This is a genomic window from Noviherbaspirillum suwonense, from assembly GCF_900182955.1.
Classification (GTDB): Bacteria; Pseudomonadota; Gammaproteobacteria; order Burkholderiales; family Burkholderiaceae_D; genus Noviherbaspirillum_A; species Noviherbaspirillum_A suwonense.
The window spans coordinates 118581-142407 of sequence record NZ_FXUL01000011.1 but is presented as its reverse complement, the minus strand read 5'-3'; the positions used below and the strand labels follow the sequence as shown (position 1 = coordinate 142407).

Here is a 23827-nt window from a genome sequence, read left to right as displayed (position 1 = left end):
GCCCGGGCGTTCGCTCAGAAGTTCGCGCTCAGAAGTTCGCGGTCAGCGTCACCCGGAACGAGCGCGATTCGATCGGGTGGAAATGGACGTCCGGCGTCGCGCTGCCCGCCGGCTCGGTGGCGAGCCGGGACGCATAGTAGTAGTCGATCGCCGAATCGCGCCGGTTGGCGAGGTTGTAGCCTTCCAGCTCGACGCGCATGGTCGGGCTGATCCGGTAGCCGATGCGGCCATTGAGCGTGGACGTGCCCTTCGAGCGCACGCTATTGTCCTCGGTCAGCGGGCGCGGCCCGAAGTAGCGCAGCTGCAGCGCGCCGAACCAGGGCCCGACATGGTCGACCGCCATCGCAATCGAGGCCACGCCTTCCACCGCGCCGGGAATGCGGCGGCCGCTGGCGTCGTCGTCGCGGAAACGGGCGCGCGCAAAGGCGAGGTCGGCGTCGATGGTGAGCCAGCGGGTCGGCTTGAAATAATTGTTGAACTCGATGCCGTAGCGCCGGCTCGGCCGGCTGGCTTCGGTGCTGCCGGCGTCGCCGACGAACAGCAGTTCCGAGTCGAAGTCCAGCCGGTACAGCGACAGCGCGCTTTGCAGGCCCGGGATGATCTCGGTGCGGGCGCCGACCTCGACCGCCTTCGAACGCACCAGCGGCGCGACGCGCTCGGCCGGCGTCGACGGGTCTTTCGGGTCGACGGTGATCGTGGCGCCGCGCGCGTCATTGCTGTGGAAGCCCGAGCCGACGTTGAAGTAGTACTCGGTCTTTGCCCAGGGGCCGAAGATCAGGCTCAGCTTCGGGCTGGCGATGCTGTCGCTGGCGCGGCCGGCGTTGGCCCGGTTGTCGCCATTCACATCGAAGCGGTAGAAGTCCTCGCGCAGGCCGGCGACGGTCCTGAACTTGTCGGCCCACTTCGTGCTGTTTTCGATATACAGGCCCGCGCTGGTTTCGACGACATGGTCCTGCCGGGTCGTCGACAGGCGTTCGCGGGCGGCGGTGTTGTAGAGGCCGTTGAAGATATTGTCGTTCTGCAGCTGCAGGCCCAGCGTGGTCTCGGACTCCCTGCCGAAAAACGGCGTCGGGATCGTGCGGCTCGCGTTCAGGCCCAGCGTGGTGCGGCGGTCGGCCTGGTTGAACTGGTCGCCATTGACCGGGTCGTCGAGGAAGTAGGTGAAGTTGGAGTACAGGTCGAGCTTGTTGTGGATGACGTAGGCGTTGATGTTGGTCGAGCCGGCGGCATCGGAGCGGTGCCAGGCGCCGGACAGGCTGTAGCGGTGCGCGACGCCGCCGTCGCTCGGGTCGATCGAATCGAAGCGGCCCAGTTCGCCGGCGTCCACCGCGCGCTTCGGGATCTGGTCGGTGGCATTCCAGCGGCCGCGATAGGCCATCGCCGTCACGTTGTAGCCGTTGGCCTCGTTGCCCTGGCCGTAGCGCAGCACGCCGTTGATCTTGCGGTAGTCGTCGCCGCGGGTGAACGGGCCGTCGTTGTGGAACAGTTCGAGCGCATAGAGCAGGTTGCCGTTGCCCAGCGCGGGCGAATCCGCAAGCAGCGTGCGCCGGTAGCCGTTCTGGCCTATGCCTATGCTGGCGATGCCGGCGTCGAGCCTGTTGGCATACACCACGCTGGCCGCGCCGGCCGCGGCGAAGTCGCCCTCGGCAGCGTAATACGGCCCCTTGCGGTACTCCAGCCGGCTGGCAAGTTCGGGGATCATGAAATTCAGGTCGGTCCAGCCCTGGCCGTGCGCATGGGAACGCTGGTTGACCAGCATGCCGTCGACCGTGGTGCGCAGGTCGGTGCCGTGGTCGAGGTTGAAGCCGCGCAGGTAGAACTGGTTGGCCTTGCCTTCGCCGCTATGCTGGCTGACGATCAGGCCGGGCACCGCTTCCAGCATCTCGCCGGGCCGGTAGACGGTCCGTGCCTCGAGCTGCTGTTGCGTGACGACGCCGGCGTTTGCCGAGTCCGCGATGCCGAGCTGGCTGGTGCGCGAGGTTTCGACGCTGATCGCGTTGAGGGTCTGTTCCTGCGCAGCGGCAGGCAGCGCTACCGTACCGATGCCCAGCAGGGCGGCGGCCAGCGCAGTGCGCCTGAAGCGGAAGTCGAGCGGATTCTGCAACGTCATGGCATTCCCGGAAGTTGAGCACGGCCAAATGGATGGCTACGCGCAATTGTATGAAGAAATCGACAAAATTCATACGTCATGTGGAATACGTGATACGCGCGGCGGCGGAAACCGGATGCAGGGAAATTGGCGGACGTTGCAGGCAGGGCGGGGAAAGGGAGGCGGCGGGTGGGGCATTGCGCCCGGGCGCAGGTCTTGGCGGGCATGGCAGGATCGCGCAACGCGCCTGGCTCGGCGCATGCCGCGATACCGGCTCAGCCGGCCCGGATGCCGTTCCAGCGCGGCGTCAGGCTGTGCGCGACGCCGTACAGGTCCAGCACCCGGCCCACCGTGTGGTCGACCATCTCGGCGATGCTTTGCGGGCGCTGGTAGAAGCCGGGCAGCGGCGGGAAGATGATGCCGCCCATCTCGGTCACGGCGGTCATGTTGCGCAGGTGCGCCAGGTTGAACGGGGTTTCCCGCACCATCAGCACCAACCGGCGGCGCTCCTTCAGGACCACGTCGGCGGCGCGGGTGATCAGGTTGTCGGACAGGCCATGGGCCACGGCGGCCAGGGTCTTCATCGAGCACGGCGCGACGATCATGCCGTCGGACTGGAAGGAGCCGCTGGCGATCGACGCGCCGATGTCGCGCACGTTGTGGACCACGTCGGCGAAAGCCTCGGCGTCCTTGCGGTTCATGTCCAGTTCCTGGTGCAGGTTGAGCACGCCGGCCTCGGACAGCATCAGGTGGGTTTCGACGCCGGGCGTCTCCCGCAGCACCTGCAGCAGGCGTATGCCGTAGACGGCGCCGGTGGCGCCGGTGATGGCGATGATCAGCCGCCGCTGCGGGGCCGGCGGCGGCTGTTCCTGGCCCCTGCCTCCGGCAGCGTCGGCAGGGGCGGGCATGCTCAGCCCTTGATCAGCGACTGCAGTTCGCCGGACTCGTACATCTCGTTCATGATGTCCGAGCCGCCGACGAATTCGCCCTTCACGTAGAGCTGCGGCACGGTCGGCCAGTTCGAGTAGTCCTTGATGCCCTGGCGCACTTCCGGGTCTTCCAGCACGTTGACGGTGACGATGTTTTCCGCGCCGCTGGCCTTCAGCAGCTGGATGGCCTTGCCCGAAAAACCGCACTGGGGAAACTGCGCGGTGCCCTTCATGAATAACACGACCGGGTTGCCGGTCACGGTTTCTTTAATCCAGCTTTGTACGTCGCTCATGACTGCCTCGCTTAAGTAAATGCGTCCATTATAGAAAAATACGGTCTCGTTCGCTCATCGTGCACGATATTCAAGTTATTTACGACTTCAGCTTCGCAAACGCCGCCGCCATCGCACCTGCGGCCGGGGCCGGCTTGCCCTGGTTCTGGCCCTGGCGCTGCTGATGCTGCGACAGCCGCTTCGCATCGTTGCGGTCGCCGCGCTGTTCCGGCTTGCCGGCCACGGGCGCGCTGTCGGACAGCCGCATGGTCAGCGCGATGCGCTTGCGCTTCGGGTCCACCTCCAGCACCCGGACCTTGACTACCTGGCCCGCCTTGACCACCGTGTGCGGATCCTTCACGAAGGTGTTGGACAGCGCCGAGATGTGGACCAGCCCATCCTGGTGGACGCCAATGTCGACGAATGCGCCGAAGGCCGCCACGTTGGTCACCACGCCCTCCAGCACCATGTCCGGCCGCAGGTCGCCGATTTCCTCGACGCCGTCCTTGAAGGTGGCGGTGGTGAATTCCGGCCGCGGGTCGCGGCCCGGCTTGTCGAGTTCCTTCAGGATGTCGGTCACGGTAGGCAGGCCGAACCGGTCATCCGCATATCTTGCCGGATTCAGCGATTTCAACAGCCCGCTGTCGCCAATGACGGATTTCACGTCCTTTTTCAGGTCGGCCAGGATTTTTTCCACCAGCGGATACGACTCCGGGTGCACCGCCGACGCATCCAGCGGATTGTCGCCTGCCATCACCCGCAGGAAGCCCGCCGCCTGTTCGAACGTCTTGTCGCCCAGCCGCGGCACGCTGCGCAGCGCCGCGCGCGAGGTGAACATGCCCTTCGCGTCGCGGTAGTTGACGATGCCCTGGGCCACGCTGGCGTTCAGGCCGGACACCCGCGCCAGCAGCGGCGCGGACGCGGTGTTCACATCGACGCCGACCGCATTGACGCAATCCTCGACCACCGCGTCGAGCGTGCGCGCCAGCTGCGACTGGCCGACGTCATGCTGGTACTGGCCGACGCCGATGGATTTCGGGTCGATCTTCACCAGCTCGGCCAGCGGGTCCTGCAGCCGGCGCGCGATCGACACCGCGCCGCGCAGCGACACGTCCATGTCGGGCAGCTCGCGCGACGCGAACTCGGATGCCGAGTAGACCGAGGCGCCGGCTTCGGACACCACGATCTTGGTCATCTTCATTTCGGGGTGGCGCTTGATCAGGTCCTGCGCCAGCCGGTCGGTCTCGCGCGACGCGGTGCCGTTGCCGATGGAGATCAGCGTGACGCCGTGTTTCGCGGCCAGAAGCGCCAGCGTGTGCAGCGAGCCGTCCCAGTCGTTGCGGGGCTGGTGCGGGTAAATGGTCGAGGTGTCGACCACCTTGCCGGTCGCGTCCACCACCGCGACCTTGACGCCGGTGCGCAGGCCGGGGTCCAGGCCCATGGTCACGCGCGGGCCGGCCGGCGCGGCCAGCAGCAGCGCCTTCAGGTTCAGCGCGAAGACATTGATGGCTTCCAGCTCGGCCTTTTCCCGCAGCGCGCCCATCAGCTCGGTTTCCAGGTGCATCATCAGCTTGACGCGCCAGGTCCAGCGCACGGTGTCGGCCAGCCACTTGTCGGCCGGGCGGTTCTTGTTGCCGATGCCGAAGCGGGCGGCGATCCGGCCTTCGCACGGGTTATGCGGCGCATCCCATTTCGGCTTTTCCTCCTCGCTGTCCAGGCGCATCGCCACGTTCAGCATTTCCTCGCGGCGGCCGCGGAACAGCGCCAGCGCGCGGTGCGACGGGATGGTGGACAGGGTTTCCGAATAGTCGAAGTAATCGGCGAACTTTTCGCCGGCGTCCTGCTTGCCCTCGACCACTTTCGACTCGACCACCGCATGCTCCTGCAGGTAGTCGCGCAGCGCGCCGAGCAGGCCGGCGTCCTCGGCGAAGCGTTCCATCAGGATCTGGCGGGCGCCGTCGAGCGCGGCCTTCACGTCCGGCACGCCGGGATTGTCGGCGCCGTCGGTCTTGAAGGCGGGCTTCAGGTATTTTTCGGCTTCCGCCTCGGGGCTCAGCATCGGGTCCGCCAGCAGCGCCTCGGCCAGCGGCGCAAGGCCGGCCTCGACCGCGATCTGGGCCTTGGTGCGGCGTTTCTGGCGGTAGGGCAGGTACAGGTCTTCCAGCCGCGTCTTGTCCTCGGCATGGCTGATGGCGTCCAGCAGCGCCGGCGTCATCTTGCCCTGCTCCTCGATCGAGGCGATCACCGCGGCGCGGCGGTCCTCGAGTTCGCGCAGGTAGCGCAGCCGTTCTTCGAGCAGGCGCAGCTGGATGTCGTCCAGCCCGCCGGTGGCTTCCTTGCGGTAGCGCGCGATGAAGGGCACGGTGGCGCCCTCGTCCAGCAGGGCAATGGCGGCGGCAACCTGCGCCGGCCGGGCGGCCAGTTCGTTGGCCAGGCGTTGTTCGATGGAAGGCAGCATAGGGATTGAATGTGAAAACAAGCGTTGGATGATACGCAATCCGGGGCGATGCCGTAGCAGATTCGTAGGTTGTAACAGGCGCCGGCGCATCGCAACACCGGTCGAAAAACCACCGATTTCCCCGTGCGGGGCGCGGTGTAATGCGCTTCGCCTATTACACCCTACGGGTTGCCCCGGTCACGCGTTCTATTCCTGCCAGGTCGCGCCAGCTTTCTACCTGGCTCCAGCCCTGCAGCAGGGCCCGCACCGGCGCGGCCTGGTCGTAGCCATGCTCCATCAGCAGCCAGCCGCCTTCCGCAAGGAAGCCCGGCGCGCCGGCGACGATGGCCCGCAGCGCCGACAGGCCGTCCGCATGGTCGGTCAGCGCATCGACCGGCTCGAAGCGCAGGTCGCCCTGCGACAGGTGACTGTCGCCGGCAACGATGTAGGGCGGGTTGGCGACGATCATCGAATACCGTTGCGAGGCCAGCCCGGCGTACCAGTCGCTCTGCAGGAAATCGACCCGCACGTCGTGGCGCGCCGCATTGAAGCGGGCCACGTCCAGCGCCGCGGCGCTGGCGTCGAGCGCGCTGACCTGCGCATCCGGCCGGGCATGGGCGATGGCGACCGCGATGGCGCCCGAGCCGGTGCCCAGGTCGAGGACGCTGCCGCCCCGGGGCAGCCGGGCGCAGACCAGTTCCACCAGCAACTCGGTGTCGGGGCGCGGGATCAGCACCGCCGGCGTGACTTTGAAGTCCAGGCCGTAGAACTCGCGCTCGCCGGTCAGGTAGGCGACCGGCTCGCCGGCCAGCCGGCGCGCGAACAGTTGCTGCAGGCGGGCCGCCTCGCCGGCGTCGAGCAGCCGGTCGGCGCGGGTGATCAGCTGCACCCGCGACAGTCCCAGCGCATGGCCCAGCAGGATGCGGGTCTCGAGCGGGTCCAGCGGCGATTGCGCCAGCACCTGCGCCAGCGAGCGGCCGGCCAGCGGCGCGCTGTCGCTCATCGGCGGGGAATGCCGCGCAGCGCGGTGCGTCCCAGCACGATGGCCAGCACGGCGAACCAGATCAGCGACCATTGCGGAATCGACAGGCCGATGATCGGTGCATATTCAGTGGTGCACAGGCCGTCGGCCTGGAACAGGAAAGGCAGCAGCTGCGCGGTCGGGATGGTGTTGAGCGAGGTTTCCAGCGGGTCGATGCCGCACGAGACATTCGGATGCGCCTTGATCCACAGGTGCCAGCCGGCGGTGCCCAGGCCGGCCAGCGCGGCCAGCAGGCCCAGCCCGGCGCCGGCGCGCTGGCCGCCGGGCGGCAGGCCGGCAGCCACCAGGCAGATCAGCGCCACCGCGGCGAAGGCGTAGCGCTGGAGCACGCACAGCGGGCAGGGCAGCATGTTCATGCCATGCTGCAGGTAAAGCGCAACGCCGAGCAGGACGATGGAAATGAAGGCGGCGGCGAGCAGTACGGGACGGTAAGGGTTCATGGTGGGTTCCATTCTCGGGAAGTTTTACAGGTCGTCGCCCAGGGCGGCCAGCAGCTCGGCCTGGTGTTCGGCCATCAGTGCGTTGGTCAGTTCATCGAGGTCGCCGTCCATGATGAAGTCCAGCTTGTACAGCGTCAGGTTGATGCGGTGGTCGGTCATCCGGCCCTGCGGGAAATTATAGGTGCGGATGCGCTCGCTCCGGTCGCCCGAGCCGATCAGCGACTTGCGGGTCGCGGCTTCCTTGGTCTGCTGCGCCCGCAGCTGCGCATCCTTCAGCCGCGCCGCCAGCACTTTCAGCGCCGACGCCTTGTTCTTGTGCTGGCTGCGGTCGTCCTGGCATTCGACCACCAGCCCGGTCGGCAGGTGGGTGATGCGCACCGCCGAGTCAGTCTTGTTGATGTGCTGGCCGCCGGCGCCGGACGCGCGGTAGGTGTCGATGCGCAGGTCGGCCGGGTTGATGTCGACGTCGCCGATCTCGTCGGCTTCCGGCATCACCGCGACCGTGCAGGCCGACGTATGGATGCGGCCCTGGGTCTCGGTCGCCGGCACCCGCTGCACGCGGTGGCCGCCGGACTCGAACTTGAGCCGCGAGTACGCGCCGAAACCGACGATGCGCACGATGACTTCCTTGTAGCCGCCGACTTCCGACGCCGACTCCGACACCATCTCGACCTGCCAGCGCTGCCGCTCGGCATAGCGGGTGTACATGCGCAGCAGGTCGCCGGCGAACAGCGCCGACTCGTCGCCGCCGGTGCCGGCGCGGATCTCGAGGAAGATGTTGCGCTCGTCGTTCGGGTCCTTCGGCAGCAGCAGCTTCTGCAGGTCGATTTCCATCTGCTCCATGCGGGCTTTCGCCGCGCCGATTTCTTCCTGCGCGAACTCCTTCATGTCCGGGTCGGCCAGCATGCCCTGCGCGGTCTCGACGTCGCTCGCGGCCTGGGTGTACTGCTGGTAGAGGTCGACCAGCGGGCCGAGTTCGGCATGTTCGCGGTTGAGCTTCCTGTACTGCTCCATGTTGTCGGTGACGCCTTCCTGCATCAGCAGGGAATTGATTTCTTCCAGCCGGTTGGCGAGCTGGTCGAGGCGGGCGAGCATGGATGGTTTCATCGTTTATTTCCGGAATGGGCGGTACTGGGACGCAGCCGGCAGGCCGCGGACGGGCGGGACAGTGCAGCGCCGCTAGCGCCGGGTACGGAACAATTGCGGCAGCAGGGTTGCGAGGCGGGCCCGCTCGTCGCCCTGCGCATGGTGCAGCGCCTGCTGCGGGCCATGCAGGAATTTCGCGGTCAGCCCCTTGGACAGGGCTTCCAGCACGGCGTCGACATCCTCGCCGCGCGCCAGCAGGCGGCGCGCTCGCTCCAGTTCGGCGGTGCGCATCTGCTCGCTGCTTTCATGCAGTTCCTGGATCACCGGCACCACCGCCCGGCTGTCCATCCAGTGCATGAAGGACTGGACCCGGGTCTCGATGATGGCTTCGGCCTGGCTGACCGCGGCCTGGCGGTTTTCCATGCCGGTCTGGACCGCGGCGCCGAGGTCGTCGACGGTGTAGAGGAACACGTCGTCGAGACGTCCGACTTCCGACTCGATGTCGCGCGGCACGGCCAGGTCGACCATGAACACCGGCTTGTGGCGGCGCGCCTTGATTGCACGTTCGACCAGGCCGAGGCCGATGATCGGCAGCGACGATGCGGTGCAGGAGACAACGATATCGAACTGGGCAAGCTGGTCCGGCAGGTCGGCCAGCATGATGGCGCGGCCGTTGAAACGGTGCGCCAGCGCTTCGCCGCGTTCCAGCGTGCGGTTGGCTATCGTCAGGCTCTTCGGGTTCTGCGCGCAGAAATGCGTGGCGCACAGTTCGATCATTTCACCGGCGCCGATGAACAGCACGTTCTGGTCGGAAATGCGGTCGAAAATACGCTGCGACAAGCGCACCGCAGCCGCCGCCATCGACACGCTGTGCGCGCCGATCTCGGTGGTGCTGCGCACTTCCTTGGCCACGGCGAACGTGCGCTGGAACATCTGGTGCAGGTAAGTCCCCAGCCCGCCGGCGGCTTCCGCCTGGCGCACCGCATCCTTCATCTGTCCCAGGATCTGCGGTTCGCCGAGCACCATCGAGTCGAGGCCGGAGGCGACGCGGAACGCGTGGCGCACCGCATTGTCCTGCGGCAGCATGTACAGGTAGGGCCGCAGGTCGGCGTAGGGAAGCTGGTGATATTCGGCAAGGAAGCGGCCGGTCGCGTCGACCGCCTGGTCGGCGCCTGCCTGCAGCCGGTTGGCGGAATACAGTTCGGTGCGGTTGCAGGTGGAGAGAATGGCGGCTTCGCCGCCGCCGGCCAGCTGGCCGCCGAACCAGTTGCGCGCGGACGCCACGGCGTGGCCTATCCGGTCAGACGGAAAGGCGACTTTTTCGCGCAGCGAGAGCGGCGCGGTGTGGTGGTTAAGCCCGACGGCAAGCAGTTGCATGGAACAAAGGGGGAAAATTGAGGGCCAATTATACCGTGCTCCCCCTGCTGCCGTCCGGCGCCGGGCGTTGGCCGGACTCAGTCGGCCGCGTCGCTGTCGTTCACGGGGCTGTGCTTGCTGCCATTGTGGGCGGCATTGTTCACGCCGCCGGACGACATCTGCTCCAGCCGGTAGCCGTAGCTGTAGACCGGCGCGAGGCGGAAACCGTGTTCCGGGCGAAGCTGCAGCTTGCTGCGCACGCGCGACACATGGGTGTCCATGGTGCGCGACGGGATCTGCACGTCCCGCGACCAGACCGCCTCGAGTATGTAGGCGCGCGACAGCGGGCGGCCGAGGTTGCGGAAGAACAGCAGCGCGAGGTCGAATTCCTTCTGCGTGACGTCGATCGGCTTGCCCTGCATCGTCACGCGGCCGGTGCGCGACTGGAATACATAGCCGCCGAACTGGATCTGCTCGACCGCGTTCTGGGTCGGGTAGGCGCGGCGCAGCAATGCCTGCACCCGCGCCACCAGCTCGCCGCGCCGGATCGGCTTGATCATGTAGTCGTCGGCGCCGGCGGCAAGGCCGGCAACGATGTCGTCCTCATTCGAGCGGCCGGTGATGAACATGATCGGAAAGGTCGCCGAGAACCGGTCGCGCACCCAGTGCACCGCTTCCGACGCGCCGCCTTCCGGCAGGTGCCAGTGGATGATCAGCATATCGAAGCTGTCGCGACGCGCCTGCGTCATCAGCTCCCGGCTGGAGCCGAAGGTCTGGCATCCGTGCCCCGCGGTAGAGAGTACCTGGCACACCAGTTCGGACTGGTGACGATCGTTATCGAGTACGGCAATTCTCATGGCGGCGGCGAAGAGGTGTTAATGAAAAGGATAATTGTTAGTACACATACCAAGTATCAATTTTTCTTACTCCAAAGTAAATTGCTAAATAAAAAGATTTCATTCATTCAACATATTTACAACACTTGTCATTATAATATTTCTATTCGGAACGGCATGGGTAGCTTTTAAACAAGTTTTAAATATTGCCAATAGGACCAGCATACGGGTGATGTACGGTACGGGGTGGCCATTGGTACTAGGCGTTTCGCAATAAAGTTTGCGTTAATCGAAATATCGGCGTCAGAAACGATCGCCAGGCGCTTGCAAAATGGCGCGGAACGTTAGAGTACCCTCGTCGACACGGTATCGAGAGCATTTCGTTTCGACAACTGAGCTCGCTGATAATATTGTCGTAGAATCAAGGTTTTGCGGTGAGGCCGCCATCGCATCATTGCCTGGAATCGTCACATTTGCACTGCCTGGCCGTGCCGGATGGCCGGTCAGGAAACCGCTGCTTGTAACCACAAGTAAGGAGCGTTGCCTAATGGTCAAGATTTTCAACGAGCGCCAGGCATTCAGCCAGCGCCTGAAAAACATGCTGCGGCAAACGCATCATTCGCCCGATAGTCCGACCGAACTCGCACGGGAATTCAATATCCGCTTTCCAGGCCCGCCGATCACCGTTCATGCGGCGCGCAAGTGGCTGGTGGGCGATGCAATCCCGACCCAGGACAAGATGCGCGTCCTGGCCGAATGGCTGGTGGTGCCGGTCGACTGGCTGCGCTACGGCAGCGATGCGGCCCGGCAGGAAACGGCAACCCCGGCCGGCAGTCCCGGGCCGGCCGACCTGAAGCTGCTGGCCGACCTGAAGCTGCTCGACGAACCGTACCGCCAGATCGTGCGCGAGGTCGTGCGCCTCCTCATCCGTCTCAGCCGCGAGGGCGGGACCGGCGGCTGACGCATCGCAAACAGCGGTTGCCGGGCCGCAGTCTTTCCTTCGGCGATGCTCCGCAATGCAATAATCCCTGTTCTGCCGGGCCACGACGCCTGCCGGCCCCGCAAACAAGGATAAACACGTGCAACACACCGACGCATTGCCTTTCCTGCGCGAGGCGCTGCTGTTCCTGGCCCTGGCGGGCGTGCTGATGCCGCTGCTGCAGCGGCTGAACATCAACCAGGTGCTGGGCTTTCTCGGCGCAGGCGTGATCGTCGGGCCTTACGGGCTCGGGCTGTGGGCCGGCGAGCATTCGTGGCTGCGCTACCTGGTGTTCCAGCGTCCCCAGGGCATTGCGCCGCTGGCCGAACTCGGCGTGCTGTTCCTGATGTTCATGATCGGGCTGGAACTGTCGGCGTCCCGGCTCTGGGCGCTGCGGCGCTGGGTTATCGGCGGCGGCGGTGCGCAGGTGCTGCTGTCGGCGCTGGCGATCGGGCTGCTTGCCTGGCTGTTCGGCAACCGGGCCGAAGCCGCGTTGGTGCTCGGGCTGGTGCTGTCCCTGTCCTCCACCGCGGTCGTCATGCAATTGCTGACCGAACGGCAGGCGCTCGGGTATCCGCTGGGACAGGCAGCCTTTTCCATCCTGATGATGCAGGACCTGGCGGTGGTGCCGATCTTCATCCTGCTCGGCGTGCTGGCCGGCGGCACCGGCGCCGGCTGGCTGCCGCTGCTGGGGCTGACGCTGGCGAAGTCGGTGGCCGCGGTGGCGCTGATCTACCTGCTCGGCCGGCGCGCGCTCGAGCCGCTGCTGCGGCTGTTCCTGCGCCAGCGCCAGCCCGAGGTATTCATGGCGCTGACGCTGCTGATCACGCTGGGCATCGCCGGCCTGACCGCCGCCGCCGGCCTGTCGCTGGCGCTGGGCGCCTTCCTGGCCGGGCTGCTGCTGGCCGAGACCCAGTTCCGGCACGAGGTCGAGGTCGTCATCGCGCCGTTCCGCAACCTGCTGATGGGACTGTTCTTCATGTCGGTCGGCATGCAGACCGATCTGCGCGAGGCAGCCGGCGCGCCGTTCTGGCTGCTGCTTTCGGTGCCCGGCCTGTTCATCGTGAAGGCCGCCGTGGTCAGCCTGGTGCTGCGGGTCGGCGGCCTGCCGTGGGGCCGCGCGGTGGAAGGCGGGCTGCTGCTGGGGCAGGGCGGCGAGTTCGCCTTCATCGTCGTCGGGCAGGCGGTGGCCAGCCGCCTGCTGGCGCCCGAGGTCGGGCACTTCATGATGCTGGTGGTGGCCTGCAGCATGTTCGCCACGCCGCTGGCGGCGCGGCTGGGCCGCCGCTACGGCGACTGGTGGCAGCGCCGGCATCCGCTGCCCGCGGCGCCGGAGGTGCCCGCGCCGCAGGCCAACCACGTGATCATCGTCGGCTTCGGCCGCATCGGCCGCATGCTGGCGCAGATACTGGACAGCCAGGGCATCGCCTATGTCGCCATCGACAACGACCCGCAGCTGGTGGCCCAGCTGCCCGACCAGGCCGGCCGCCTGCACTACGGCGACGCCGCCCGCGGCGAACTTCTGCACCGGCTTGCCGCCGGGCGCGCCGCCGCCATCGTGCTGACCATGGACCATTCGGCCTCGGCGCTGCACGCGGCGCGCACGATACGGCGCGACTATCCGGACGTGCAGCTGTTCGCCCGGGCGCGGGACGAGGCGCATGCGGAAGCGCTGCTGCGCGCCGGCGCCAGCCTGGTCGTGCCGGAAACCCTGGAATCCGGACTGCAGCTGTCCCAGTTCGTGCTGCACAGCCTGGGCTTTCCGGAACCTGCCGCCGCGCAGGTCATCCAGCAGGAACGCCAGCGCCGCATCGAGGCGATACAGGACAGCAGCCCCGCGCTGTGAGGTCCAGGCGGGGCGACGCTGTTATGAGGGCGGGATGTGACGGAGGGCTACTGGCGGCAGTCTTCGTAGACTTTGGAATAGGCCTGCCTGGACGAATTCACCGACTGGTCGGCATAGATGGCGACGATGACCTCCTGCGCATCGTCCCGCGTGTCCGGCTTGGTGCTGAGGATGGCGTTGACCTCGGTGAGCACCCGGTCCATCGGATAGCCGTCGGTGCGCGTGCGCCAGGCGCTGGCGCCGATCTGCGCGAGCTTGCCGCAATATTGCTCGTCGGTAGCCGCCGGGGTGAATACCGGGTTGGAAAATGCCGTGGTGCAAAACGACATCGCGAGCAGGACGGGTATCAGGCGTTTTCTAATCATCTTGATAATGCCTTTCAAAAGAACGAACTATCGGGACACCGATTTCGTCAAAAGATTCCTCGTTTCCCGAAAACGTGACCGGAAGTTGCATTGACGAACACCGATTGGTCGGTGACGATAGCCAATTGCGACCAGTTTTAGTGGTTTATGGCAACATTGTGCTTTTGGCACATTTCCGGAGCGGGGTATGAATGATAGGCAAAAGCCGTAGGTATGGAATCTGACAAGAACCACCTGCTGCGCGTACTCGTGGTGGATGACCAGGAAATCGCGGCCAGCCTTGCCTGCGACATGCTGACGGCTGAATCCGACATCGACGTTTCATGCCTGTACGACGCCAGGATGACGGTGCAGAAGGCGCTTGGCTATCGGCCTTCGGTCATCCTGATCGACCTGTGCATGCCGACCATGGACGGCTTCTCCGTCATCCGGGCGCTGCGCGCGCTGCCGGAAACCGTGAATATCCCGATCATCCTGGTCTCGTCGCAGGATGCGCCCGAGCAAAAGGTGCGCGGCTTCACCGCCGGCGCCAACGACTACCTGGTCAAGTGGCCGGCCCGCGCCGAACTGGTGGCGCGGGTGCGCTACCATGCGCAGGCCTACCGCGCCCGCGCCGAGCGCGACGAAGCCTATGCGTCGCTCCAGACGAGCCAGGAACAGCTGCTGCAGCGCACCCGCGAGCTGGAGTTGAGCCAGGCGGCGCTGCACCAGGCGCAGAAGCTCGAAGCGATCGGCCAGCTGACCGGCGGCGTCGCGCACGACTTCAACAATGTATTGCAGATCATCGGCGGCAACCTGCAGCTGCTGGGCCAGAATCTCGCCATCACGCAGGCCGACCGCGGCCGGGTCGATGTCGCCATGGCCGCGGTCGAGCGCGGCGCCAACCTGGCGACGCAGCTGCTGGCCTTTGCCCGCCAGCAGCCGCTGGAGCCGGTGGTCGTGCCGCTCGACGGCATCCTGCACAACATGCACCAGATGGTCCGCCATACGCTGGGCGAAGGCATCGAGGTGCATACCGGCTTCGCCGACGGGCTGTGGAACAGCCTGATCGACACCAGCCAGTTTGAAAACGTGATCCTGAACCTGGCGCTCAATGCGCGCGACGCGATGGGCGGGCGCGGCCAGTTGACCCTGGTCGCGGAAAATGTGGAGCTGGACCAGCGCTATGCGAGCGCCCACCCGGAAGTGCGTCCCGGCCAGTACATCCGGGTGGCCGTGTCCGACACCGGCTGCGGCATCCCGCCGGAACTGATCGAGCGGGTCTTCGAGCCGTTCTTCACCACCAAGCTGCCGGGCGAGGGCACCGGCCTGGGCCTGTCGATGGCCTATGGCTTCGTGCAGCAGAGCGGCGGCCACATCGCGCTGGAGAGCACGCTGGGCACGGGCACCACGGTCAGCGTCTACCTGCCGCGCAGCATGGAGCCGGTGGAGTCGCAGCGCGCGCACCAGTCGGCGAATGCCGCCGGCGGCAGCGAGCGCATCCTCGCGGTAGAAGACGACCCGGCGCTGCGCGCCACGGTGGTCCAGATGCTGGAGGGGCTGGGCTACCAGGTGGTGGAGGCGGGCGACGCCGCGTCCGCGCTTGCCATCATCGAAAACGGGGAATCCTTCGACCTGCTGTTCACCGACGTCGTGATGCCCGGCCCGCTGCGCAGCACGGAGCTGGTCGACCGCGCACGCGCGCTGCTGCCCGGCATGGGCGTGCTGTACACCTCAGGCTATGCGGAAAACGCGATCGTCCACGGCGGCCGGCTGGACCCGGGCGTCACGCTGCTGTCCAAGCCCTACCGGCGCGAACAGCTGGCGACCAAGGTGCGGCAGATCCTGGACCGCAGGCCGGCGGCGGCCGCAGCCGCCTCGGCGCCGGCTGCCGCGCGCGAACCGGCGCCGCAGCGCCTGCTGCTGGTCGAGGACAATGCCGACCTGCTGGACCTGACGCTGATGATGCTGGAAGAACTGGGGCACGAGGCGACCGGCGTCCCCACTGCGGAGGAGGCGCTGGCGCTGCTGGAAAAAGAAGCCTACGCGATGCTGCTGACCGATATCACGCTGCCGAAGATGTCCGGCATCGAGCTGGTGGCGCTGGTGCGTTCGCGCTATCCGCAGATGCCGGTGGCGATCGCGTCGGGCTACGGCCGCTCGCCGGAGCTCGACGGGCAGGATGTGAGCTATCTGAAAAAGCCGTACCAGCTGAGCGACCTGCAGCAGATCATCCGGCAGGGTCTGCGGCAGACCGCGCCCGCCTGAGCCGCGCCTGGCTCAGTGCCGGCGCAGCACCTTGGTATGGCCCGGCGGCGGCTCGTTGAGTACGGCCCAGAAGATGCCGAGGTCGGCGATGGCCTTCACGAATTCCCGGAATTCGACCGGTTTGACCACGTAGGCATTGACGCCCAGCTCGTAGCTGCGCACCAGGTCCTGTTCTTCGCGGGACGAGGTCAGCATCACGACCGGCAGGCTGCGCATTTCGGTCGACCCGCGTATTTCCTTCAGCACTTCGAGCCCGTCGACCTTGGGCAACTTCAAGTCGAGCAGCACCACCGCCGGCTTGCCCGCCGGCAGGTCGCCGAACTTGCCGCGCCGGTACAGGTAGTCGAGCGCCTCGGCGCCGTCTTCCACGACGATCACCTCGTTGGCGAGCTGGCTGCGCTCCAGCGCGACCAGGGTCAGTTCCAGGTCCTTGGGATTGTCTTCGACCAGCAGTATGGGTTTCAGCATCGGATTCAATTCTTCCTAGACAGGTAATTGCTTGGGTATCGAAAATGAGAACACGGCGCCTTCATTGAGGACGCCCTTGGCCCAGACCTGGCCGTTGTGGCGCTCCACGATGCGCCGCACATTGGCCAGGCCGATCCCGGTACCCTCGAATTCCTCCATCCGGTGCAGACGCTGGAACACCGCGAACAGCTTGTGCGCGTACTCCATGCTGAAGCCGACGCCGTCGTCGGAGAAATGGAAAACGGTTGCGTCGTCCTTGATTTCGGCATGGACCGAGATGTGCGCCACCGGACGATCGCGGCTGTATTTTACGGCATTCGACAACAGGTTATAAACGGCAAGTTCGATGAATGTCGCATCGCAGCGGATGACCGGCAGCGGCCCGATCGACCATTCGATCTGCCTGCCCTGCGCATCCTGCGACACCCGCCTGATCGCGGCCTTCACTACCTGCTGCATGTCGGTCGCGGCCACGTGCAGCGCCGACCGGCCCATCTGCGAGAAACTGAGCAGGTCGTCGACCAGCTTGCCGGCGAAGCGCGCCGAATCGCCGATGTTCTTCAGGTAGCGCTTGGCGCGGTCGTTCAGCGAGCTGCCTTCGAGTTCGCTGAGCAGGTCGGCGAAGCCGACGATGTGCCGCAGCGGCGCGCGCAGGTCATGCGACACCGAGTACGAAAACGACTCCAGCTCCTTGTTGGCGCGCCCGAGCTCGTCGGCCAGGCCGGCCATTTCCTCGGCCCGCGCCAGCACGATGCCGAGGATGGCGCTGCGGAATTCGAGCGCGACTTCCAGTTCGCCGCGCTGCCACGGCGCCGACGTGTGCCGCACCGTCTCGCGCCATAGTTCGAAGCTCTTGCGCGGCGTCAGCGGAGCCGCCTGGACATCGTCCTTGTGGGCCGGATTGCCGGCCCATTCCACCGACCGCACCACCTCCGGCCGGAACCAGATCAGGTAATGCCGCCGCGTGCGCGAGATCGACATCGCCAGCATGCCGCTGGCGCATTCCGTGAAGGCCGCGGCCGGCGGGTAGTCGCGCGACAGGCAATTGGTGTGGACCAGTTCGTCATTGCCCGCGCCCAGCCATTCGACCAGCCCGTCGACCTCGGCGCGCGGCGGCGTGCGGCCGAACAGGATGGTGTCGCCCTCGAACACCAGCGCGGCGCCCGCGGCGTCCATCAGCATCAGCAGGTCCTGCGACGCGCTGGCCATGTTGTGGACGAATTCCTCGGGCTGGCTGAGCGCGGCCAGGATGGACACCAGCCTGCCGCGCAGCCGCAGCCGGTATGCATACTCGTTGTTTTCGTTGATGGACTCGATGCGCAGCGCCAGGATCTGGCCCAGCTGCTCGCAGGCGGTGCGCACCTCGAACGGGATGAAATGCGGGTTCTTGTCGTGGCACGAGATCATGCCCCAGAGCCGGCCCTTGATGATCAGCGAGATCGACATCGACGCCAGCGTGCCCATGTTCTTCATGTACTGCAGGTGCACCGGCGACACCGCGCGCAGGCCGGCGAAGCCGAGGTCGGTCGGCGCGCCGGTTTCAGGGTCGAGCAGGGGCGCCAGCCGGGCCGGCTCGTAATTGGCGTCGGCGATCAGGCGCACATGGTTGGCCACGTAGAGCCGGCGCGCCTGGTGCGGTATGTCCGAGGCCGGGAAGCGCTGGCCGCTATATGACGGATAGCCCGGCTTCACCGACTCGGCCATCACCAGCGCGTCCTCGTTATGGTCGAAGCTGTACAGGAAGACGCGGCCCATGCCGGTCAGCTCCCTGATCGAGCGCACCGCGTACTCGCAGACGGCGTCGACCGAATCGACATGCGACAGGGTTTTCAGGAAGCGTCCCATGACCGCGTAGAGAAGGCGGAAATCGGCGGCGCCGCTGCGCTGCACCGGCTCGAACTCGATCAGGGTCGCCTTGCCCGAGCGGTGGACGATGACATCGAAGTATCCTGCCTCGCCGAGCGCGACGGCGCCGGCATAGACTGGCTGCGGCATCTGGGTGGCATTGAGCAGCGAGCGCGCGATCACTTCCACCGCAGCCGTGCCGACCAGGTCGTCGAGCGCGCGGCCAAGGATGTCGTCCAGCGGCCGGCCGAACAGCGCGGTGACATTCTCGCTTGCCTGTCGCACCCGGAAGCCGTCCTGGCTGACATTGACCAGGTAGCCGTGCGGCTGGATGCCGCCCGGGATATGGATCGGTTCGCGGTCACATGCGGTCGTATCGAGCTTGCGGTCTGGCGAGGATGAGGTAGTCATTGTGGTCGCGCATCTGCATCAACGGGACTGGACGCTTTGGCTGGATGAATAGGGTAGGCAGGATTGCGCCGGCCTGAATTTTCTCAAATTACCGGCATTCCTGCAGCACCGGATGAATTTGCGCGGCGCCTGCCCTGGGGCCGCGCCAGCGCAGATGGCCCGACCGGGCGTCCGCACGGTGTCGGACGCCCGGTCGGGCCATGCGCGTTGACTGCTATGCCCCGCTATCGGCGCGATGCGCGGGGCTGTCTTCCGTCATCCGGCCGTCACCCCGCCATCAGCACCGCCACCGGCCGCTCGCCCAGCACCAGCGCCAGCGGCAAGGTGTCGCCATCGGCCTGGACCAGATGGTCGGCCGACAGCACGTCGCGCCACTGCGCCACCGCCTGCGGCAGCTCCAGCACGGTGTCGCCCCAGGCATCGCTGCCGGGCTGCGGGCCGCTTGCCGGCAGCCGCAGCGCGGCGACCAGCAGCGTGCGGCCCTGGTGGCGGCGCAGGAAGGCGACGACATGGTCCGCCTTCGCGCCGCGCGCCTGCAGCGGCACGTAGTCGCCCTCGTCGAACAGGGCCGGCTCGGCCGCGCGCAGCTTGAGCACGCGCTGGATCAGCGGCTGCTTGACCTGCATGCTTTGCCACAGCATCGGGTCGAAGTCGGGCTGATGTTCCGACGCCGCCAGCGCCGCGCGGCGGGCATCGTAGTTCACCAGCCGCCGGTTGTCGGGATCGACCAGGCTCAGGTCCCAGAACTCGGCGCCCTGGTAGAGGTCGGGCACGCCGGGCGACGCCAGCCTCAGCACGGTCTGGGTCAGGCTGTTGCAGATGCCGGGCAGGGCCAGGCGGTCGACCCAGGTCCGCAGGTCGGCGATGAACGGCGCGCAGCGGCCGCCATCCATCAGGTGCATCAGGAAGGCGCGGCAGCCGTCCTCGTAGGCCGCATTCGGCGTGACCCAGCTGGTCTGGCGCTTGGCTTCGCGCCAGGCTTTTTCCTGCCATACCGCGACCCGCTCGGCATAGGCCTTCAGGCCGTCATGGTCTTCCGGCGCCAGCTCCAGCGGCCAGGCGCCGACGATCATCTGGTACAGCATCGCCTGGTCGGGCGCGGACGGCGCGAACTGGCCGCCGCCGAGGTCGATTCGCAGCGGCTGGTGCTCGGCCATCCACTTGCGCACCGACTCGGCCCACGCCTGCGGCAGTTCGGACAGCACCGCCAGCCGCGCGCGCACGTCCTCGCCGCGCTTGTGGTCGTGGGTGGCGGTCGCCAGCAGCGTATGCGGAAAGTCGCGCAGCCGCTGCAGGTTGGCCTGGTGGAAGGCCGCGGCCGGCAGCGCGAAACGGCCCGGGTCGCCGCCGACCTCGTTGCGCGACAGCAGCCGGCCATAGCGGTAGAACGCGGTGTCCTCGACCGACTTGGCGGCCAGCGGCGGCGTCAGCTGCTGGAAGCGGGTGATCGCCGCGAGGCGTTCCGCGCGCGCCGCCGGGTCGGCGATGGAGGACGGCGTCTCGCCGCCCAGCCAGCGCGCCAGCAGCGCTAGCAGCGGCTGGTCGGCGGTGCGCACGCGCGTCCGCGCCTCGTTGAGCGCGCGCTCCAGCAATGCCTGGTCTTCCGGCTCGCGTCCGGCTTCGTGCACATAGGTCCGGTAGGCCGGGAAGGCCACCAGCAGCTCGACCAGTACGCGCCGTATCGGCGCGGCGGCGACGTCGCGCGTGGCCAGCTCGGTGCGCGCGACCGCATGCAGCGCGCGCACCAGCGAATCGATCTCGCCGACAAAGTTCTCGGCCAGCAGCTGCCGCCGCGCCGCCTGCACATGGGCGTCGAAGCTGCGGCTGTCGCCGCTGACCTCGAACCACAGGTGCTGCAGCGGCTCGGCGCCGGCCGGGTCGTGCAGCAGCGCGCTGACCTGGTCCATGAATTCATAGCCGGTGGTGCCATGCACCTTCCAGCCGGTGCGCACGGTCTCGTCGCCAGTCAAAATTTTCTCGATGACGATGTACGGCTCGCCGCCCGGCACATCGGCCGGCCGCTGGCCGTTCAGGGCCTGCAGCCGCTCGCGCAGCTTGCGGCAGTACTGCGCCGGCAGCGCCAGGCCGTCGACATGGTCGACCCGGACGCCGTCGATCACGCCTTCCGCATACAGCCGGAAGATGCACGCATGGGTCGCGTCAAACACGTCGTCCGCCTCGACCCGCACGCCGGCCAGCTCGCTGACCTCGAAGAAGCGGCGCCAGTTGATTTCCTCGGCCGCATTGCGCCACCAGGTCAGCCGGTAATGCTGCTGCTCCAGCAGCCCGTGCAGCCGCTGCCGGCCCTCGGGGCTGTCGGCCGAGAACTGCGCCAGCGCCTGTTCCAGCGCGGCGCGGCCTTCGGGCTTCTGCCACAGCTCGCGCAGCGCGGCGCAGGCGGCGGCATGGCTGCGCTGCGCGGCCTGGTCGTCGGCCGCGGCGCCGGCTTCCAGCCCGGCGGTCATCGTGCGCAGCGCCGGCACCGCGGTCAGCACCTGCGCATAGGTCGACGGCGCCAGCGGGAAGCGCTCCGCGTGATGCGAGAACCAGAAGCCGCCGGTGGCATCATCGAAACGCAGCGCGATCTGGCCGTTTTCCAGCGCCTCGCCATACGGCGCGCCGAGGAAGGGCAGCAGGATCTTGCCGGTCAGCGCCGGGTCGGCCGCGTTCCAGTTGATGTCGAACCAGTGCGCATAGACGCTCTGGCGGCCCCATTCCAGCACGTCCAGCCACCACGGGTTTTCCGGGCCGCCGACGCCCATGTGATTGGGCACGATGTCGAGCAGCAGGCCCATGCCGCGCTGGCGCAGTTTCGCCACCAGCGCCTTGAGGGCCGGCTCGCCGCCCAACTCGGGATTGACCCGGGTCGGGTCGACGATGTCGTAGCCGTGGGTCGAGCCCTTGCGCGCGCCCAGCAGCGGCGACGCATAGATGTGGCTCACGCCCATGTCGGCGTAGTAGTCGACCACTTCCAGCGCGTCGGTCAGCGTGAAGTCGCTGTTGAACTGCAGGCGTGCAGTGGCGCGGGGAATGCTCATGCTTGCTGCTCCGGCGGCTGGCGCGTCTGGTTGAGGATGTCGATGCGGGTCTTCGTCGCCGGCGTGTCGAGCAGGCTGTCGACCACGCCCGGCAGGCGTCGCCGCCAGTTGGGATGCTGGTCGGTGGTGCCCGGCAGGTTGGGCGCTTCCTCCAGCCCCAGCAGGTCTTCGACCGGGATCAGCACCAGCGGCGCCGGCGTCATGCCGACGTAGGCGATCGCATGGTCGATCGGCGGATTGTCCAGCGAGGGCGGATGCAGGTCCTCGCGCGATGCGAGCACGCCGGCTTCCGACATCGCCTGCCACAGCGCGCTGCGTTCGCCATTGCGGATGTCGAGTTCGCCGGACTCGATGGCGTTGGGCCCGAGCATGTCGAGCCGCGCGCGCCAGCCGATGTCGAGCGCCTTCCACCATCCCGACACGGTCGGCAGGTCATGGGTGGTGGTGGTCGCCATCGCGTCCTTCGACCATGCCGACGGCGGCAGGAAACGGCTGTCGCGGCGCTGGAACCACAGCAGGCGGATGCCGAGTATGCCGGCGCTGGCCAGCCGTTCGTCGAAGCCGGGCGGCACCGTGCCCAGGTCCTCGCCGATGACGATGCCGCGGTTGCGCCAGCTTTCCAGCGCGATCAGCCGCAGCAGGTCGTCGAACGGGAAGCGCAGGTAGGCGCCCTCGGTGGCGGCGAAGCCGTCGGGCACCAGCCACATGCGGGTCAGGCCCAGTATGTGGTCGATGCGCACGCCGCCGGCATGGCGGAAGGCCGAGCGCAGCATTTCCAGGTAGGCCTGGAAGCCGTTGCGGCGCAGCGCCACCGGCGAGAATGCGCCCAGGCCCCAGTTCTGGCCGAGCGGCGCCAGCACGTCCGGCGGCGCGCCGACCGACAGGCCGTGCAGCATCTGGTTGTAGCGGCTCCATGCCTGGCTGCCGGCCGGGTCGGCGCCGACCGCGAGGTCGCTGATGAGGCCGATCGCCATGCCGGCTTCGCGCGCGACGATCTGCGCCTGCTGCAGGCCGATTGCGGCCTGCCACTGCAGGAAGGCGTGAAAGCCGACCTCGTCCGCATGCTCGCGCGCGAATGCCTCGATCGCCTCGCCGCGCGGGTCGCGGTATTCCTCGGGCCAGCTGCGCCAGTCGCCGTTGCGGCCCTGGCCGCGCAGCCACGCATGCATCGCCTCGAAGCGCGCATGATCCTCGACGACGTCGCCTTCCTCGGCGCGGTAGGCGTCGAATGCCGCGAGCGGCGCGCCGCCGGCGGCGGTGAAGCGCCGGTACAGCGCGCGCATCACCTTGAATTTCCAGGTGGAGGAGGCCGGCCAGTCCACCAGCTCATTGGCTTCCAGCCGCGCGCCTTCCTCGGCCAGTCCGTTTTCCTGCAGCACCTGCCGCAGCGTTTCCTCGCCCATCACCGCCGACGGGTCGATGTGCAGCGCGTTGAACAGCACGCGGCTGGACGGGCCATAGGGGCTGAAGCGGTGCAGGTCGTCGGAGAACATTGCATGCACCGGGCTGATGGCGACCGCGGCTGCGCCGCGCGCCGCGGCCTGGCGCACGAAGCGCGCAAGGCCGCCGAAGTCGCCGATGCCGCCGTCGCCGGGGCGCCGCAGCGAATAGAGCTGGGTGCTGATGCCCCACAGCCGCGGCTCGCCGACCGGCGTGCCGGTGGCGCTGGCGGCGGCATCGGACACGCTGTAGCAGCGCGTCGGCGCCACCGCCAGCGTCACCCGGTGTTCGCCGACCTCGAGCTGGTGGTAGCCCAGCGCCTGCAGCGGCGCGATTTCCAGCGCCTGCTCGGGGTCTTCCGAAAAACGGCCTTCCACCACGCTGCCGTCTTCCAGCTCGACCCGGTAGGGCCGTCCGCGCAGCACCGGGTGCCGGCCTATCGGTATCGGCATGCCGACCTGCGCGGTCAATAGCGGCGGCAGCGGCCGCGTGGCGCGCTCGGTCGCCAGCGCCGCAATGCTGGCCTCGCACTCGGCTTCATTGGCGCTGGGCATGCCCAGCGCGGCCAGCATCGCGCGGATCGATTCGAGCGACACGGTTTGCGGGGTGCCGAACGCGTCTATCCACGTCGGCGAGATGCCGGCCATTTCGGCCAGCGCCAGCAGGGTTTCATTGCTCAAGATAATCTCCGGTTACTGTGC

Annotated in this window: 17 protein-coding genes; 3 read left to right on the top strand and 14 right to left on the bottom strand. The window is 67.3% G+C overall.

Annotation, left to right across the window (positions count from 1 at the left end):
- Window positions 1-28: 28 nt before the first annotated feature.
- The 9 genes from QOL82_RS15255 to QOL82_RS15215 all read right to left on the bottom strand — a co-directional run bounded on the left by QOL82_RS15255 (window position 29) and on the right by QOL82_RS15215 (window position 10508).
- Window positions 29-2110 (bottom strand): TonB-dependent receptor, encoded by a 2082-nt coding sequence (locus QOL82_RS15255; RefSeq protein ID WP_283443148.1) that lies wholly within the window; start codon window positions 2108-2110, stop codon window positions 29-31.
- A 254-nt stretch (window positions 2111-2364) separates the two neighbouring features.
- Window positions 2365-2997 carry a UbiX family flavin prenyltransferase gene (locus QOL82_RS15250; RefSeq protein WP_283443147.1) on the bottom strand — a complete coding sequence of 211 codons (633 nt, stop codon included), beginning with the start codon at window positions 2995-2997 and terminating at the stop codon, window positions 2365-2367.
- Window positions 2998-2999: 2 nt separating this feature from the next.
- Window positions 3000-3311: a Grx4 family monothiol glutaredoxin gene (gene grxD / locus QOL82_RS15245; protein ID WP_283443146.1), complete on the bottom strand. Its 312-nt coding sequence runs from the start codon at window positions 3309-3311 to the stop codon at window positions 3000-3002.
- Window positions 3312-3390: 79 nt separating this feature from the next.
- Complete coding sequence (locus QOL82_RS15240) at window positions 3391-5748, bottom strand: Tex family protein (RefSeq protein WP_283443145.1); 2358 nt, start codon at window positions 5746-5748, stop codon at window positions 3391-3393.
- Window positions 5749-5902: 154 nt separating this feature from the next.
- Window positions 5903-6730, bottom strand: a complete 828-nt coding sequence (gene prmC / locus QOL82_RS15235) for a peptide chain release factor N(5)-glutamine methyltransferase (protein WP_283443144.1) — start codon at window positions 6728-6730, stop codon at window positions 5903-5905.
- Window positions 6727-7209: a disulfide bond formation protein B gene (locus QOL82_RS15230; protein WP_283443143.1), complete on the bottom strand. Its 483-nt coding sequence runs from the start codon at window positions 7207-7209 to the stop codon at window positions 6727-6729. The genes prmC and QOL82_RS15230 overlap by 4 nt, the downstream gene beginning before the upstream one ends.
- Window positions 7210-7233: 24 nt before the next feature.
- On the bottom strand, window positions 7234-8316 hold the full coding sequence (gene prfA, locus QOL82_RS15225) for a peptide chain release factor 1 (RefSeq protein ID WP_283443142.1): 1083 nt from the start codon (window positions 8314-8316) through the stop codon (window positions 7234-7236).
- Window positions 8317-8388: 72 nt separating this feature from the next.
- Window positions 8389-9672: a glutamyl-tRNA reductase gene (gene hemA, locus QOL82_RS15220; protein WP_283443141.1), complete on the bottom strand. Its 1284-nt coding sequence runs from the start codon at window positions 9670-9672 to the stop codon at window positions 8389-8391.
- Window positions 9673-9749: 77 nt separating this feature from the next.
- Complete coding sequence (locus tag QOL82_RS15215; protein ID WP_283443140.1) at window positions 9750-10508, bottom strand: response regulator transcription factor; 759 nt, start codon at window positions 10506-10508, stop codon at window positions 9750-9752.
- 526 nt (window positions 10509-11034) lie between these two features.
- On the opposite strand from QOL82_RS15215, the gene QOL82_RS15210 reads away from it, so the two are divergent.
- Window positions 11035-11448 carry a hypothetical protein gene (locus QOL82_RS15210; protein WP_283443139.1) on the top strand — a complete coding sequence of 138 codons (414 nt, stop codon included), beginning with the start codon at window positions 11035-11037 and terminating at the stop codon, window positions 11446-11448.
- A gap of 118 nt (window positions 11449-11566) precedes the next feature.
- Entirely contained in the window at window positions 11567-13312 is a 1746-nt protein-coding gene (locus QOL82_RS15205; RefSeq protein ID WP_283443138.1) for a cation:proton antiporter domain-containing protein, read from the top strand.
- Window positions 13313-13359: 47 nt separating this feature from the next.
- Here QOL82_RS15205 and QOL82_RS15200 read toward each other — a convergent pair whose 3' ends face one another.
- Entirely contained in the window at window positions 13360-13677 is a 318-nt protein-coding gene (locus tag QOL82_RS15200) for a hypothetical protein (RefSeq protein WP_283443137.1), read from the bottom strand.
- Window positions 13678-13890: 213 nt separating this feature from the next.
- Between QOL82_RS15200 and QOL82_RS15195 the strand changes: the two genes are divergently transcribed.
- The gene (locus QOL82_RS15195) at window positions 13891-15924 is read left to right on the top strand and encodes a response regulator (RefSeq protein ID WP_283443136.1); all 2034 of its coding nucleotides are present in this window, start codon (window positions 13891-13893) and stop codon (window positions 15922-15924) included.
- Window positions 15925-15936: 12 nt separating this feature from the next.
- On the opposite strand, the gene QOL82_RS15190 is transcribed toward QOL82_RS15195, so the two are convergent.
- The 4 genes from QOL82_RS15190 to malQ form a co-directional block, all read right to left on the bottom strand.
- A complete protein-coding gene (locus QOL82_RS15190) occupies window positions 15937-16392 on the bottom strand; it encodes a response regulator (protein WP_283443135.1) in 456 nt (151 codons plus the stop codon).
- A gap of 15 nt (window positions 16393-16407) precedes the next feature.
- Window positions 16408-18648 (bottom strand): ATP-binding protein, encoded by a 2241-nt coding sequence (locus QOL82_RS15185; RefSeq protein WP_283443134.1) that lies wholly within the window; start codon window positions 18646-18648, stop codon window positions 16408-16410.
- 266 nt (window positions 18649-18914) lie between these two features.
- A complete protein-coding gene (gene treY / locus QOL82_RS15180; protein ID WP_283443133.1) occupies window positions 18915-21686 on the bottom strand; it encodes a malto-oligosyltrehalose synthase in 2772 nt (923 codons plus the stop codon).
- Entirely contained in the window at window positions 21683-23806 is a 2124-nt protein-coding gene (gene malQ, locus QOL82_RS15175) for a 4-alpha-glucanotransferase (protein ID WP_283443132.1), read from the bottom strand. The genes treY and malQ overlap by 4 nt, the downstream gene beginning before the upstream one ends.
- Between the last annotated feature and the right edge of the window lie 21 nt (window positions 23807-23827).

Bases quoted from the DNA above. Each gene is read 5' to 3' on its own strand.
- prfA (WP_283443142.1), bottom strand. From the start codon at position 8,316: ATGAAACCATCCATGCTCGCCCGCCTCGACCAGCTCGCCAACCGGCTG.
- QOL82_RS15255 (WP_283443148.1), bottom strand. From the start codon at position 2,110: ATGACGTTGCAGAATCCGCTCGACTTCCGCTTCAGGCGCACTGCGCTG.
- prmC (WP_283443144.1), bottom strand. From the start codon at position 6,730: ATGAGCGACAGCGCGCCGCTGGCCGGCCGCTCGCTGGCGCAGGTGCTG.
- QOL82_RS15250 (WP_283443147.1), bottom strand. From the start codon at position 2,997: ATGCCCGCCCCTGCCGACGCTGCCGGAGGCAGGGGCCAGGAACAGCCG.
- treY (WP_283443133.1), bottom strand. From the start codon at position 21,686: ATGAGCATTCCCCGCGCCACTGCACGCCTGCAGTTCAACAGCGACTTC.
- QOL82_RS15185 (WP_283443134.1), bottom strand. From the start codon at position 18,648: ATGACTACCTCATCCTCGCCAGACCGCAAGCTCGATACGACCGCATGT.
- hemA (WP_283443141.1), bottom strand. From the start codon at position 9,672: ATGCAACTGCTTGCCGTCGGGCTTAACCACCACACCGCGCCGCTCTCG.
- QOL82_RS15240 (WP_283443145.1), bottom strand. From the start codon at position 5,748: ATGCTGCCTTCCATCGAACAACGCCTGGCCAACGAACTGGCCGCCCGG.
- QOL82_RS15215 (WP_283443140.1), bottom strand. From the start codon at position 10,508: ATGAGAATTGCCGTACTCGATAACGATCGTCACCAGTCCGAACTGGTG.
- QOL82_RS15190 (WP_283443135.1), bottom strand. From the start codon at position 16,392: ATGCTGAAACCCATACTGCTGGTCGAAGACAATCCCAAGGACCTGGAA.
- QOL82_RS15230 (WP_283443143.1), bottom strand. From the start codon at position 7,209: ATGAACCCTTACCGTCCCGTACTGCTCGCCGCCGCCTTCATTTCCATC.
- QOL82_RS15195 (WP_283443136.1), top strand. From the start codon at position 13,891: ATGGAATCTGACAAGAACCACCTGCTGCGCGTACTCGTGGTGGATGAC.
- grxD (WP_283443146.1), bottom strand. From the start codon at position 3,311: ATGAGCGACGTACAAAGCTGGATTAAAGAAACCGTGACCGGCAACCCG.
- QOL82_RS15210 (WP_283443139.1), top strand. From the start codon at position 11,035: ATGGTCAAGATTTTCAACGAGCGCCAGGCATTCAGCCAGCGCCTGAAA.
- QOL82_RS15200 (WP_283443137.1), bottom strand. From the start codon at position 13,677: ATGATTAGAAAACGCCTGATACCCGTCCTGCTCGCGATGTCGTTTTGC.